Consider the following 15,157-nt stretch of genomic DNA (forward strand, 5'->3'; position numbering starts at 1 on the left):
AAATTTAAATTTTTTTTAAGGGGGGGCGGTTTATTGATGAATTTTATTACATCTATTTTCGGGTCGATGGCCATTCTTCCGTTTATACCGTTTTTGGCGATTTGGCTAGGATACGGCGCCTGGTCCAAAGACCGCAAACGGGCATTCCGCCTGGCGATGGATGTGACGACCGCGTTTTTGATCGCGTCCGTCGCTGCGTCGTACAATACGATTTTCGGCGGACAATTCGGTTTTTATTTCATATTAATACTGCTTCTCGTCGCTGCGGGTTTGCTCGGCGGGGCGCAGAACCGGCTTAGAGGCAAAATCGACGCGCGAAAACTGGCGAAAACGATATGGCGTTTGACTTTTTTCGTCATGAGCGTGTTCTATGTCATTTTCTTGTTTATCGGAATCTTTCATTATACTTTTAAAGTGTAAAATCTATTCTTGAATTTGGTATAGATTTTTTTGACCATTGGATGTATAATTGGTAATTATAAATTTTAATCATTTAGGGGGAGTAGTGCTTGATGAAAAGGAAGAGTTTGTTAATTATTTTAACATTAGTGCTCACTGTAGGCTTAGCTCTTGCAGGTTGCGGCGCTAAAGAGGGTCAGGCGCCCGAACAAACGCCGAATAATGAAAACCCGCCGACAACAAACGAACCGGCACCGGAAACGCCTTCTGTGAAGAAAGGCGGAGAGTTCCGCATGAATCTTCACACCGAACCGCCGACACTTGATCCGGGTCAAGCGCAAGATAATACTTCAGGTACGGTTCTTGACGCAATTTACGAAGGATTGGTCAATGTAGACGAGGATGGGAAGGTAGTCCCTGGCGTAGCTGAAAGCTGGGATGTTTCCGAAGACGGATTAAATATTACTTTTCATCTTAACAAAAACGCGAAATGGAGCAACGGCGATCCGGTAACGGCGCATGATTTCGAATATGCGTGGAAGAAGGTGCTCGATCCGAAGACTGAACCGGCTCCTCCATATGCTTATCAATTGTACTATTTGAAAAATGCGGAAAACTTCAACAAAGTAAATAATGACGACGGAACGCCGAATTCGAACCATATTGACGATCCGAACCAAGTCGGGGTGAAAGCGGCAGATGATTATACGCTGGAAGTAACTTTGGAAAGTCCGACGCCATATTTCCTTGGTTTAACGTCTTTCTATACCTATTATCCGCTTCATAAATCGACAAAAGACAACGACAAGTGGGCTGCAGAAGCAAGCACGATTATTTCGAACGGCTCGTTCAAAATCAGCTCTTGGCAGCATAACAACTCCATCGAGCTTGTTCCAAATGAACATTATCATGGCAAAGAGAACGTTCACTTGGACAAAGTCAGCTTGGCGATGATCGACTCAAGTGCAACAGAACTTAGCGCATACCAAACTGGGCAATTGGATTATGCTGGTCATCCTACGGGAGAACTTCCGACAGATCAAATTCCAAGCTTGAAACAATCTCTGCCGGACGAATTGATAATTCAACCGTACGCAAGCGTTTATAACTACATTTTCAATAATAAAGCCGAACCGTTCGATAACGCCAACATCCGCAAAGCTTTCGCGATGGCGATCGACCGTCAAAGAATTGTAGATAAAGTAACTCTGGGTGGACAAGTGCCAGCATTCGGATGGGTAGCGCCAGGCCTGCTTGGAGCGGAGAAGACGTTCCGCGAAGAGCATCCGGAAAGCGACTACTTCAAAGAAGATATCGAAGAAGCAAAAGCATTGCTGCAAAAAGGTATGGAAGAAAAAGGATATACAAAACTTCCGGAAATTACTTTGATTCATAACCAATCCGACGCTCACAAGAAAATTGCACAAGCGATTACGGATATGTGGAAACAAAACCTTGGCGTCGATGTGAAAATCGAGCAACAAGAATGGGGCGTATTCCTGAAAAACCGTACGAACGGTAACTATCAAATCGCTCGTTCCGGTTGGGGCGCGGATTACAACGATCCGATGACGATGCTCGACATGTGGATGACGGGCAACGGAAACAACGATACATTCTTCTCCAATGCAGAGTACGACAACTTGTTAAAAGAAACGAGAACGATGACCGATGCTAAAGCACGTATGGAAAATTTCGCGAAAGCGGAAAAAATCTTGATCCAAGACAACATGGCGCTTATGCCGATCTACTACTACACGAACGTCAGATTAACCAAACCGTACGTGAAAGGTGTTTATATCGACTATAAAGGTAATATTCACTTCAATAACGCGTACCTTGACAAGTAATCATCATTTCTAAAATGGTGGCCTTGGGATATATGTGGCGTCCCCATATATATCCCCTTTTTTATTGATAAAATTAATCGAGGTGTACACGAATGGTTCGTTATATATCTAGCAAATTTATCTATATGTTAGTCTCGATCTTCGTGCTGGCGACCCTGACGTTTATGCTGATGAAAGTCATCCCTGGCGACCCGTTCATGTCGGAAAAAGCAGTACCGCCGGAAGTGAAAGCCAGATTAATGGCGCAGTACGGGTTGGATAAGCCTCTTTATCAGCAATACGGCCAATATTTGAACAATATTATCCATGGCGACCTCGGCGTCTCAATGAAAATGCAAAACCAGGACGTAGGACGGGTCATCCGCGACTCGTTCGGATTCTCGCTGCGCTTGGGGATCGTATCTATTATCGTCTCGGTCGTCGTAGGGGTATCGCTAGGCATGATCGCGGCATTGAATCACCGCAAGCTAATGGACAATATCGCGATGGTATTAGCGGTGATCGGGGTATCCGTCCCGAGCTTCGTGTTGGCGTCATTTATGCAGTACTTTCTTGGAGTAAAGCTTCGCTGGTTTAATGTGGCAGGATTGAACGGCCCATTGGATTATGTGATGCCGGTTATCGCTCTATCGGCATTATCGATCGCCTTTATCGCGCGGTTGACCCGTTCCAGCATGCTGGAAGTATTACATGCCGATTACATTAAAACAGCGAAAGCAAAAGGTTTGACTAATTGGTATATTATTCGCAAACATGTGATCCGCAACGGCATTTTGCCTGTCGTTACCTATTTGGGGCCGCTTACGGCCAACGTTCTTACCGGTTCCGTCGTGATCGAATCGATCTTCGGAATCGGCGGCCTAGGGAAAGTGTTCGTATACAATATAACGAACCGCGATTATCCGATGATTATGGGGATCACGCTGTTCTACGGCATTATTTTGATGGTTGCCCGCTTTCTGACGGATATCGCTTACGGATTGGTCGATCCGAGAATTAAACTTACCAGAAGGAAGGAGGGCTAACAATGGCGGCGAATAAAACGGAACGCGTCGTACTTGTGCAACCGAAGCCGGAAGATTTCCAGCATGTTGGGCCGAATATTGCGCAGAACGAGGAATTGAAGCGCGAAAGCATCTCGGCTTGGCGCGATTCATGGGAACGGCTGAAAAGCAATAAGCTGGCGATGACGGGACTTTACGTTCTTATCGTCTTGATTATTATGGCGATCATCGGACCATTGATTTCACCGCATGATTTTTATACGAACAACTTGGACAAAACGAATCAGCCCCCTTCGGCGGAATTCTGGTTCGGCACGGACGATCTTGGCCGCGATCTGTTCGCCCGTACATGGATGGGAGCGCGCATCTCGCTTACCGTCGGCGTTGTCGCCGCATTGATCGACGTATTGATCGGCGTCATCTACGGAGGCATTATGGGTTACGTAGGCGGCCGCACCGATGAGATTATGAATAAAATTGCGGAAATTCTATACTCCATTCCGTATTTGCTTGTTGTTATTTTGCTGCTCGTCGTTATGGAACCGAGTTTGGTAACGATTATCGTAGCGTTGTGCATTACGGGATGGATTAATATGGCCTGGATCGTACGCGGGCAAATTATGCAGCTCAAAAATCAGGATTACGTGCTTGCATCCCGTTCGCTTGGGGCCGGGGCGTCGCGTATTTTGTTCAGGCATCTCGTCCCGAATTCGCTAGGGCCGATTATCGTTACTTTGACATTAAGCGTGCCTTCGGCCATTTTTGCAGAGGCCTTTTTAAGTTTCTTGGGATTAGGCGTTCAGGTGCCTGTCGCATCATGGGGAACGATGATCAATGACGCGATCGCCTCCTGGATGATCTATCCGTGGCGCATGGTATTCCCTGCAATCCTGATCAGCTTGACGATGCTTGCCTTTAACGTGCTCGGAGACGGCTTGAGAGACGCGCTGGATCCGAAGATGAAAAAATAGGAGGTGGGAAGGTATGCAACCGATATTGGATATTAAAGATTTACACGTATCGTTTCATGTGCGCGGCGGGGAAGTTAAAGCTGTGCGCGGGGTGAATTTGCAAGTGAACGAAGGAGAAGCGGTGGCGATCGTCGGCGAATCGGGATGCGGAAAAAGCGTAACGGCGCAGACCATTATGCGATTACTACCTACTCCTCCTAGCGTGATTAAACAAGGCTCGATTACGTTTAAGGGCCAAGATATATTGAGCAAGACGGAAAAAGAGATGGAATCGGTCCGCGGCAAAGATATGGGCATGATCTTCCAGGATCCGATGACATCGCTCAATCCGGTCATTCCGATCGGCAAGCAAATTACCGAAGGGCTGATCAAGCATCAGAACATGTCCGCGAAGGACGCCCGCGACCGGGCCATTGAAATGCTGAAATTGGTAGGCATTCCGAACCCGGAATCGCGGTTCAATCAATATCCGCATGAATTCTCCGGCGGGATGCGGCAGCGTGCGATGATTGCGATCGCGCTGGCATGCAATCCTTCGCTGCTCATCGCAGACGAGCCGACAACGGCGCTTGATGTGACGATTCAAGCGCAAATTTTGCGGGTGATGAAAGAAATGCAGCAGCGCTTGGGCACATCGATCATTCTCATTACGCATGATCTCGGCGTCGTTGCGGATATGTGCGACCGCGTCGTCGTTATGTATGCCGGCGAAGTGGTGGAAACGGGAACGAAATGGGAAGTGTTCAAAAATCCGCAGCATCCGTATACTCGCGGTTTGCTTCGTTCGCTGCCCAGACTCGATCAAGGGAAGGACGAGCCGCTCGTTCCGATTCTCGGCACGCCGCCCGATTTGATCAAGCCTCCGGCGGGATGCGGCTTCTGCGCGCGCTGCGATCATGCGATGCGCATTTGCGAGAAGGTTGCTCCTGAAGCCACAACGCTGAGCGAGACGCATATGTCCCGTTGCTGGCTGCTTCACCCGTCAGCGAAGCAGGAGGTGAAAGCATGAGCCATTCATTGATTGAAGTCGATAATTTGAAAAAATATTTCAATTTAGGCAAAGGCAATATATTAAAAGCCGTTAACGATATCAGCTTTTCGATTCAAGAAGGGGAGACGCTCGGAGTCGTCGGCGAATCCGGCTGCGGCAAATCAACGGCGGGCCGTACCGTTCTTCGCTTGTACGAACCTACCGCCGGGCAAGTGCGTTTCAACGGCACGAATATTTACAGCTTGAACGGTGCGAAGATGAAAGCCTTGCGCCGGGAAATGCAGATGATATTCCAGGATCCGTACGCTTCCTTGAATCCGAGAATGACGGTAACCGACATTATCGGCGAAGCGTTGGACGTTCACCATTTGGTTGGCAGCAAGGCGGAACGCAAGAAACGAGTGGAAGATTTGCTCGATATGGTAGGTTTGAACCCGGATCACGCTACCCGTTATCCGCATGAATTTTCCGGCGGGCAACGCCAGCGAATCGGAATTGCGCGGGCGCTCGCGGTTGAGCCGAAATTTATCATTTGCGACGAGCCGATTTCAGCGCTGGACGTGTCGATCCAGGCGCAAGTCGTCAACTTGCTGCAGGAATTGCAAGACCGATTAGGCCTTACGTATTTGTTTATCGCCCACGATCTGTCGATGGTCAAGCATATTAGCGACCGCGTCGCGGTTATGTATCTCGGCAAAATGGTAGAGCTCGCCGACAGTGCGGAACTGTACGACAATCCGCTTCATCCGTATACGAAAGCTTTGCTCTCCGCGATCCCGATTCCGGATCCGGAAGTGGAAGCGTCGAAAGAACGGATCGTGCTCTCGGGCGATTTGCCAAGCCCGATCAATCCGCCGAGCGGCTGCCATTTCCGCACTCGTTGCCCGATGGCGACGGAGAAATGCGCGCAGGTCGAGCCGGAATTCGTCGAAGTGAAGAAAGGCCATTGGGCCGCTTGCCATTACGCGTAAATATAATATCGTTAGACGAAGCCGCCGCTTCCGCCGTCCGCGGAAACGGCGGCTTTCATGTTTCTTTTGACGTTGAAATCGCAGTTGTGTACAATCAAGGAGTATCATATATCTTGTTTGAACTTATATTTGTTCTTATATAAGGAGGCAGGGGAGGCAGTCATGAAGGTTGTGAATGGGCCGGTCGCCGCAAGCAATCCATTGGCGGAACATGTCATGCGCCGGTTTCAAGAAGTGCGCGAACTGTTCGAATTCGATCCGCAGACGGATTGGGAAGCGCGCGCCTCCTGGATTGACGGATCGGCCGACACGCGAGTCGATCGCAAGCAGCTGGCCGCATGTTTGCGGAGCTATAATGCGGGCCGAAACGATGCGGACGCCGTACGCGAGGCGCTGGAAGCGCTCGAGAGAGAGGAGACGCTTGCCGTCGTCGGCGGGCAGCAAAGCGGTTTGTTTACCGGACCGCTGCTGGTCGTCTATAAGGCGGCGACGATTATTCAGACGGCTCGAATGGCAGAGCGCAAGCTTGGCCGCAAAGTGGTGCCCGTGTTCTGGATTGCCGGCGAAGATCACGATTTTGACGAAGTGAACCATACCTATGTATTGTCGCCGGAATTGAAGGCCGAGAGAATTAAGCTGGACCGTCCGACCGAGGAACGTACCTCGATTAGCCGAATCGCCTTCCAAGCGGAACAGTGGGACGCGGCAATCGAACAACTTGCATCCTTGCTGCCGGATAGCGAATGGAAACCGGCATTGCTTGCGAGACTGAAGCGATTCGCCTCGGAGTCCGCGACGTTGAGCGACTATTTTGCCCGCATGATTGGCTGGCTGTTCGGCCAATACGGATTGGTGCTGCTCGATTCGGCCGATCCCGGGCTAAGACGGGTTGAAGCGGGAATGTTCGAACGGCTGATCGCGGACAACGATGAGCTCGAGCGGGCGCTATTCGCTTCGGAAGAGGAAGTGCGACGTCTCGGGTTCGCGCCGCAAGCCGACGTCGTCGAAGGCAACGCGAATCTGTTTATTTTGCATGAAGGGATGCGCCTTCTTTTACATAAGGAAGGAGAGCGGTTTACCGACCGCAAAGGCCTTGTATCCTATACGGCTTCGCAATTGCGGGAGGAGGCGCGGCTGCATCCCGAACGGTTCAGCAACAACGTATTCACCCGCCCTCTTATGCAGGACCATCTGCTGCCCGTCTTGGCTGCAGTGCTCGGTCCGGGGGAAATCGCCTACTGGGCGTTAACGCGCCGGGCCTTTCGGACATTTCGCATGCGGATGCCGATCATCGTGCCGCGGATGGCGTTTACGCTGCTTGACGGTACGCTGGAGAAGCATATGGACAAATTCGGCTTGCGGTTTGCCGACATCGGCGACAAGTTCGCCGAGCGCCGGGACGCTTGGCTCAAGGGGCAGGACTCGCTTGAACTTGATGAGCAATTTGCGGCATTGAAGACGGAAGTGGAGCGAATGTACGCCCCGCTGTTGGGCAAACTGACGCTCATACAGCCGGGTTTGGGCAAGCTGGGCGAAACGAATCGGCAGCGAGTGCTGGATCAGATCGCATATTTGGAGCAGCGCGCGTTCGAAGCGATTGCGAAGCAGAACGATGCCGAATTGAAACAGTGGGAACGCATTCAAATGTCGCTCTTGCCCCTTGGCAAACCGCAGGAACGCGTTTATAATATCTTTGCGTATTTGAACCGGTATGGGGAGACCCTTATTTCGGACATCATGGAAATTCCCCTTGATATATCCGGGCAGCATCGACTTATATATCTATAAGAGGAATGACTATTTGAACATGCATTAAAAGGAGGTTTTTTCATGAGTACGTTAGCGAAGCAAAACAGTATGATTACCGATTTGAATTTAGCGCCGGAAGGCCACTTAAAGATTGATTGGGTCAAAGCGCATATGCCCGTTCTGAACCGCATCCGGGAACAATTCGAGCGGGAGCAGCCCTTCAAAGGGTTGAAAGTGGCCATTTCCCTTCACTTGGAAGCGAAAACGGCTTATTTGGCCAAAGTGGTGCAAGCTGGCGGGGCCGAAGTGACGATTACCGGCAGCAATCCGCTCTCGACGCAGGACGACGTATGCGCGGCATTGGTGGAAGACGGCATTACCGTTTACGCCAAATACAATCCCGATCCGAAGGAATATAAGGATTTGATGGTAAAGACGTTGGAGACGAAGCCGGATTTGATTATCGACGACGGCGGGGATTTGGTGACGATCTTGCATTCGGAACGTCCCGATTTGCTCGCACAAGTGCGCGGGGGCGCGGAAGAAACGACGACCGGGATTTTGCGCTTGAAAGCGTTGGAAAAAGACGGGCAATTGAAATTCCCGATGGTGGCAGTCAACGACGCGTTCTGCAAATATTTGTTCGACAACCGTTACGGTACGGGCCAATCCGTATTCGACGGCATTAACCGTACGACGAATCTCGTCGTTGCCGGCAAAACGGTCGTCGTTGTCGGTTACGGCTGGTGCGGCAAAGGCGTGGCGATGCGTGCCAAAGGACTCGGCGCGAACGTCGTCGTTACCGAAATCGACGCAATCCGGGCCGTGGAAGCTTATATGGACGGGTTCGCGGTTATGCCGATGAGCGAAGCTGCCAAAGTCGGGGACTTGTTCGTAACGGTAACCGGCAATCGCGATGTCATTCGCGGAGAGCACTACGAGGTAATGAAGGACGGCGCGATTCTCTCGAATGCCGGCCATTTCGACGTCGAAGTGAATAAACCGGAACTTGCCGCTTTGTCCTCTTCGGTTCGCACGGTTCGCCGCAATATCGAAGAATATCAGTTGAAGGACGGACGCAAAATTTATTTGCTTGCCGAGGGACGATTGGTTAACCTCGCGGCAGGCGACGGACATCCGGCGGAAATTATGGATATGACTTTTGCGCTGCAAGCGATGTCGTTGAAATATGTGAACGAACAGTACAAGCAAATCGGCAGCAAAGTCGTGAACGTTCCGTACGAGCTGGACGAACAAGTGGCGCGCTTTAAACTTGCCTCGCTCGGCATCGGCATCGACGAACTGAGCGCCGAACAGAAAGCTTATCTTGACAGTTGGGCCGAGCATTAATTGCCAATCGGCGAATCGAACAGCCCGGGCCTGCGCCCGGGTTGTTTGGCTAGGAAGGAGCGCGCGATGAAGCGGATTTTTATGCCGTTGGCCATGCTTTTTACGCTAATGTTAAGCGGTTGCAATCTACTGGAATCCGAAAAATATGAGGTGCCGATTGAGTTGGTTGCTTTCGGGCAGCTTACCGATGCGGAAAGGGAGCGAATGGTCGCGAGCCCGAAAGATTCGGTTGTCGAGAAAGTGACCGTTATCGGCGATATGGCAGCATTTCTGGACAAAAACTTGATCGGGTCGGAAGTGTACGCCGTAACGTTTCGCCGCACCGCGACGGATGATACCGGGAATATTACGGTGTACATTGCATTGGATAAACAAACGGCGCTCGGAAAAGGGTTCAGCGATAAAGAACAGTAGAACCGGAGGCAGTTTCCTCCCGAAGCTGCGAAAATACAGTTTTCTCCTCCATTTCTTCTAACGCCCTGCTTCCCCAAGTTCGCGGACACAGGAGACGTTAATTGTGACAAACGACCCGCTTTCGGGCAGTTTCCTGACATACGATCCTTTATTCGTGGCAAAAGCGTAAAAATAGGCCCCCAACGAACGGATAAAGGAACCAATGTCCGCCTAAACAGCGAGTAAGCGATTTTGACGCAAAATAACGGCCGTACGGTCCGGATGCATTTTCTCGTTGCAACGGCATTGCATAAACGGCGACTATTGTATGAAATTTCGAACAAAATCGACGGATCCGATGCTTGCGCCGCTCGTTGTGTGTGATATTTCGTCTACATTTTGTCATGCCTATGCTGATTCATCACCCCAACCCTAATGCAACGCCATTGCCTCAAAATCCGCTCACTCCGCCAAAACAGCGCTTATGGACAAAATAAGGCCTCCAATATCCGCTAACCAATGTCCATCTCTTCGGAACCGTCCGCTGAAAACACAGTAATACATTCGATGCTACGCTAGTGCGTTAGCGGCCGGCTTGCTCCTGCAGAACGGCAAAACCTGCGAAAGCGCATGCCTTCCCGACCGCAAAAGGGCATCAATGTTATACCGATAACTGCTCATACTTAAATTAAACAGATTAAAAAATGCAAATTAAATTAATTTTACTCATTCGCCACCGCTGATGAAACTGGCTTTATTGCGCATATACAAGGAGATGCCTTCCTCCATTTCGAAGGCGATTCGCGCGGCGCTCTTGTTCGGCGCTAACGAAATTGACCATCCTTATTGGCCTCAAAATGAAGACGTTCCCATTCTAACGAAAGTACGTATTGTGTCGCCAAGCTATCAATCTCTTGCTCCTCCTATTCATCTATTACTATAATAATAGAGTACGCCCCAATTATTAGGAGGAATATTATGGAGAAGAAAAGATGGCAATTCTCTCTCGCACTTTTGCTTTGTCTCGTCCCGTTTATGGCAAACGTCCCGTCTGCGAACGCCGAATCGAAGACGACGATTTTGCTGGACGACTATCCTCTATCATTTCCCGCAGAACCGAAAATAATAGACGGAACGACGATGGTCCCTTTCCGCGCGATCGCCGAAGCGCTGCGCATTCCGGTTGCATGGGACGCGGCATCCAAGACGATTACGGCCGTGCAGAAAACGGCAGACGGGGATAAAGAAGTCGTGCTGGAATTGAACAGCACGACCGCGAAAGTCGACGGCGCGCCGGTTGCGCTTTCGGTTAGCCCTGTAAGCGCAGGAGGCACAACACTCATTCCGTTAAGCTTCTTCAGCAAACAATTCGGCGCGGACGTCTCTTGGGATGCCGCAACGAAAACGGTCCGCATCGTTTCCCCGCAAACGGACATGTACAGTTTAGCATTCTACGCTATCTCGTCCTTCGGACAAAAACATTTGATCGAACATTTCGACGCCGTATCTTTCGGCTGGGCAAGAATTGACGGCGATGGGCGGCTGACAACGGAAGGGAAAGACTTTTACTGGCCGAAACCGGCCGGCGAGGTAACTCCCGAACAAATTGTCGCAGACGCATCGCAGGAAGGGGCCGCCGCATACTTGATGGTTTTCGCCGGAGACGATACCGGGGAATTGACCAAGCTGATCGAAGATTCGGCCCTGACGGAGAATGCCGTCGCCGAGATGGTGAAGCTGGCGCTAGAGAAGAAATTTTCGGGCATTTCGCTCGATTTCGAAGGACTGGGACTTACGGGCGACATCGACAAAGCGAAGGCAAGCTATACCGCTTTTGTCAAAAAGCTCGCCGCAGAAACGAAAAAAGCGGGTTTAAAGCTTTCGCTCGTCCTGCATCCGCTGAACGGCGCGTACCGAGGCTATGACTATGCCGCCCTAGGCGCTTTGGCCGATGAAATTATCGTGATGGCCTACGCTTACGAGGGGGAGAAGGGGCCCGAACCGCTGAAGAGAGTGGACGAAGCGATTCGCCTCGCATTGCAAGAAGTTACGAAAGAGAAATTGGTGCTCGGCATTTCCATGGGGAGCGAGAATGAGCAATCGGTAGGCAGCAAGATCGGGCTCGCCAAACGTTATGACTTGAAGGGAGTCGCCATATGGAGGCTCGGACTCGTTAGCGATGCGGCAATGACGCAAATCGGATCCAGCATTTCTCCGCTTCGGAGCTTGTAATCATATCTATTTTTTCGGACGGTGCAACCTCTTTGCCATCCGTTTCGTCTTTATGAAAAACATGGAAATTCATAATGAAGACGCCGAAAGGCAAGGGGGTTGTCATTTTGACAAAACATGTGAGGAAAACGTTTGCGATGATTGGCGCATTCTTGTTGCTGGCCGCGCTTATCGCGGGCTGCAGCAGCGCCGGCAAATCGGACAGCGCTTCGGACGCCGGGTCCGCGCAATACTCGGGCAGCGCCGAATCGCTTGCGGCGGACATGAAGGCACCAATGAATGAAGCGGCGCCGGCGGAAGCTCCGCAAGCGGATGAAGCGGTGAGCGGGGAATACGCCTCCGCTTTGGCAAATTCCGCTGCCGGAATGGGTACGGATGCGATGATAGCGGACGAGGGGTTCAATCGCAAACTTATTTATCGCGCCGATCTTTCCATGGAAGTGGAAGATTACGTCAAGGCACAAAGCGAGCTGTTGAACCGCGTCCAACTGGCAGGGGGGTACGTTCTGGAATTTTCGGACCAGAAAAGTCTCTATGAACTTGGCGGAATCTTCACCGTGAAGGTGCCGTCGGGCGGATTCATGAATTTTATCCAGCAATTGGAGCAGATGAAGCATCTCGAATTTTCGCGCAACTTGCAGGCAAACGATGTGACGGAAGAATACGTCGATCTGGAAGCGAGATTGAAAGCGAAGCAAGTGGTGGAGGCCCGTCTCCTCTCCTTTATGGAAAAGGCGCAGAAGGCGGACGATCTCGTCCGGTTCTCGTCCGAACTCGGAAGCGTTCAGGAAGAGATCGAGCGGATTAAAGGGAGAATGCGCTACCTGGAGCAAAACGTCGCCTTTTCCACCGTCAATCTTCGACTGTATCAGACTTTGGAAGATGCCGATCAAGCGTCGATCAAGTCGAAAAAACCGTTCGGCGAACGAATTTCCTCCACGCTGTCGACCAGTTGGCAATGGACGGTCGCATTTCTGCAAGGAATCGTCCTTTTTGTCGTCGGAGCGCTGCCAGTCCTCGTTCTTTTGTCGATTGCCGCCGCTGTTTACTGGGGCGTTTACCGCAAGAAATGGAAAGCGAAAAAGAAATTGGCCGGACAAATCGGACCTTCCGAACAAGACGAAAAGAAAGATTAACATAATTTTAGGATGTTTGGCAACAAAAATTTAATAATTTTGAAAAAATCCTGCTTGCATAGCAGGATTTTTGTTTGTTTCGGCGAATTAATATGTCATTGGTGGTGAAAAGTGGTGTAAAGTGGGAGACTTGGGGTAAGGGGTGGAGCGGCCGATGTTCATGGGCGAATATCAACACAGCATTGACGATAAAGGTCGAATGATCGTGCCTGCGAAGTTCCGCGAACCTCTCGGATCCTCATTTGTACTTACCCGCGGCTTGGACCAATGTTTATTCGTTTATCCGAAAGAGGAATGGTCATTGCTCGAGCAGAAGCTGAAAGCTTTGCCACTGATGAAATCCGACGCCCGCGCGTTTACAAGGTTCTTTTTTTCCGGGGCGACGGAATGCGAGTGGGATAAACAGGGCAGGGTAAACATACCGGCCAATTTGCGCCAATATGCAAAGCTGGATAAGGAATGCGTCGTCATCGGCGTATCCAATCGGGTGGAAATTTGGAGCAAAGACATTTGGGAAAACTATTTTGAGCAATCGGAAGAAGCGTTCAACGAGATTGCCGAGAAGCTGGTGGATTTTAATGTTGACTTATAACGGTTCTGCGGCTCGCCCGGCTTAGAAGGGTGCCATAACGAAAGCAGTATAGGGGGCTTAACGTTGTTTCATCACATCACGGTTCTAAAAGAAGAGGCCGTAGCGGGCCTTAACATCAAGCCCGACGGAATCTATGTCGATTGTACGTTAGGCGGGGCGGGGCATAGCGCTTCCATCGCTTCCAAGCTTAACGGCGAAGGCAAATTGATTGCTTTCGATCAAGACGATCTGGCGCTTGCCAATGCCGAAACCCGGCTTGCCGATTACAAGGATCGCATTCAACTGGTGAAAACGAACTTTAGATACATCGAAGAAACGCTGCTGAATTGCGGCGTGCCGCAACGAGACGGCATCCCGCAGGTGGATGGCGTGCTGTTCGATCTAGGCGTGTCGTCGCCTCAGCTCGATGAGGCCGATCGCGGATTCAGCTACAATCACGACGCGCCGCTCGATATGCGCATGGACCGAACGGGGGAATTGACGGCTTTCGAAATCGTCAATCGTTGGTCCGAACAAGAAATTGCCCGCATTTTGTTCGAGTACGGGGAAGAGAAGTTTTCGCGCAGAATCGCGAAAACAATCGTGCAAGCTCGCGCGCAGCAGCCGATCGAATCGACGGGACAGCTCGCCGAGCTGGTGAAAGCGGGCATTCCGGCCGCCGCACGCAGAACGGGCGGACATCCCGCCAAGCGCAGCTTCCAGGCGCTGCGGATTGCGGTGAACGACGAGCTAGGCGCTTTCGAAGAAGCTTTGCATAAGACGATCCGCTGCCTGGCGCCGGGCGGACGCGTATCGGTCATTACGTTTCATTCGTTGGAAGACCGGATATGCAAGCAAACATTTGCGAGCTACATTGAGAAATGTACCTGTCCTCCGGATTTTCCGATGTGTGTTTGCGGCAAAACAAGCACGTTGAAACTGATTAACCGAAAGCCGACATTGCCGAGCGACGAGGAATTGGATTCCAATCCGCGCGCGCGTTCGGCGAAATTGAGAATTGCGGAAAAGCTGTAAATGATTCCGGGTTCAAAAAATCCGCGAAAAAATCCGCGAAAGTTGCATTGAACAATCATTATGAATGATTTGTTGGAGGGTATACCGTATGGCCTATGTACGCGGCAATTTAGCCTTGCAAGAAAAGAAAATTAATCGCACTCCCGAACGATACCGCGAAACGACGAAAGTCGTAAAGCGGAAAGTAGCGCTGCCGATGCAGGAAAAGCTGCTCTATTTGTTCACGATCGTTATTTGCGTGTTTGTCGCGGGGGTCATCATATGGCGTTACGCGCAAATCTACGATTTGAATACGCAAATGCAGCAAATGAATCGGGAGATTCAAACAATGCAGCAGGAAATCGCGGTTTTGAAAATCGAGAAAGAAAAGCTTGAAAGTCCGGAACGGATTCGGGAAGAAGCGGAAAAACTCGGGCTGATTGCGCGAGCGGCGGACGGGGATGAAATTGACGTACATACTACCGGCTCCAAAGGCAAAAATGTGAAAACAAGCACGGCACAGTGA

At 50.7% G+C, this 15,157-nt stretch carries 14 protein-coding genes; all 14 read left to right on the forward strand.

The window, feature by feature from the left end; translation table 11 throughout:
* Nucleotides 1–36: 36 nt before the first annotated feature.
* The 14 genes from KQI79_RS00455 (at nt 37) to ftsL (ending at nt 15,157) form a co-directional block, all read left to right on the forward strand.
* Nucleotides 37–420: a DUF3397 domain-containing protein gene (locus KQI79_RS00455; RefSeq protein ID WP_216536237.1), complete on the forward strand. Its 384-nt coding sequence runs from the start codon at nt 37–39 to the stop codon at nt 418–420.
* A 92-nt stretch (nt 421–512) separates the two neighbouring features.
* Nucleotides 513–2,249, forward strand: coding sequence for a peptide ABC transporter substrate-binding protein (locus KQI79_RS00460; protein WP_216536238.1), 1,737 nt, complete (start codon nt 513–515; stop codon nt 2,247–2,249).
* Nucleotides 2,250–2,341: 92 nt separating this feature from the next.
* Nucleotides 2,342–3,274: an ABC transporter permease gene (locus KQI79_RS00465; RefSeq protein ID WP_216536239.1), complete on the forward strand. Its 933-nt coding sequence runs from the start codon at nt 2,342–2,344 to the stop codon at nt 3,272–3,274.
* A 2-nt stretch (nt 3,275–3,276) separates the two neighbouring features.
* Nucleotides 3,277–4,224: an ABC transporter permease gene (locus KQI79_RS00470; RefSeq protein WP_216536240.1), complete on the forward strand. Its 948-nt coding sequence runs from the start codon at nt 3,277–3,279 to the stop codon at nt 4,222–4,224.
* Between the two features lie 13 nt (nt 4,225–4,237).
* On the forward strand, nt 4,238–5,233 hold the full coding sequence (locus KQI79_RS00475) for an ABC transporter ATP-binding protein (protein WP_216536241.1): 996 nt from the start codon (nt 4,238–4,240) through the stop codon (nt 5,231–5,233).
* Entirely contained in the window at nt 5,230–6,186 is a 957-nt protein-coding gene (locus KQI79_RS00480) for an ABC transporter ATP-binding protein (RefSeq protein ID WP_216536242.1), read from the forward strand. Before KQI79_RS00475 ends, KQI79_RS00480 begins: the two co-directional genes overlap by 4 nt.
* A 162-nt stretch (nt 6,187–6,348) precedes the next feature.
* Complete coding sequence (gene bshC, locus KQI79_RS00485; protein WP_216536243.1) at nt 6,349–7,974, forward strand: bacillithiol biosynthesis cysteine-adding enzyme BshC; 1,626 nt, start codon at nt 6,349–6,351, stop codon at nt 7,972–7,974.
* 42 nt (nt 7,975–8,016) lie between these two features.
* Nucleotides 8,017–9,285: an adenosylhomocysteinase gene (locus KQI79_RS00490; protein ID WP_216536244.1), complete on the forward strand. Its 1,269-nt coding sequence runs from the start codon at nt 8,017–8,019 to the stop codon at nt 9,283–9,285.
* A 66-nt stretch (nt 9,286–9,351) separates the two neighbouring features.
* Nucleotides 9,352–9,699, forward strand: a complete 348-nt coding sequence (locus KQI79_RS00495; protein ID WP_216536245.1) for a hypothetical protein — start codon at nt 9,352–9,354, stop codon at nt 9,697–9,699.
* Between the two features lie 957 nt (nt 9,700–10,656).
* On the forward strand, nt 10,657–11,910 hold the full coding sequence (locus KQI79_RS00500) for a stalk domain-containing protein (RefSeq protein WP_216536246.1): 1,254 nt from the start codon (nt 10,657–10,659) through the stop codon (nt 11,908–11,910).
* 107 nt (nt 11,911–12,017) lie between these two features.
* A complete protein-coding gene (locus tag KQI79_RS00505; protein ID WP_216536247.1) occupies nt 12,018–13,046 on the forward strand; it encodes a DUF4349 domain-containing protein in 1,029 nt (342 codons plus the stop codon).
* A gap of 154 nt (nt 13,047–13,200) precedes the next feature.
* Nucleotides 13,201–13,638 (forward strand): division/cell wall cluster transcriptional repressor MraZ, encoded by a 438-nt coding sequence (gene mraZ, locus KQI79_RS00510; RefSeq protein WP_216536248.1) that lies wholly within the window; start codon nt 13,201–13,203, stop codon nt 13,636–13,638.
* Between the two features lie 63 nt (nt 13,639–13,701).
* Nucleotides 13,702–14,652, forward strand: coding sequence for a 16S rRNA (cytosine(1402)-N(4))-methyltransferase RsmH (gene rsmH, locus KQI79_RS00515; RefSeq protein WP_216536249.1), 951 nt, complete (start codon nt 13,702–13,704; stop codon nt 14,650–14,652).
* An 88-nt stretch (nt 14,653–14,740) separates the two neighbouring features.
* Nucleotides 14,741–15,157: a cell division protein FtsL gene (gene ftsL / locus KQI79_RS00520; RefSeq protein WP_216536250.1), complete on the forward strand. Its 417-nt coding sequence runs from the start codon at nt 14,741–14,743 to the stop codon at nt 15,155–15,157.

This window comes from Paenibacillus sp. MSJ-34 (assembly GCF_018918005.1).
Taxonomy (GTDB): Bacteria; Bacillota; Bacilli; order Paenibacillales; family Paenibacillaceae; genus MSJ-34.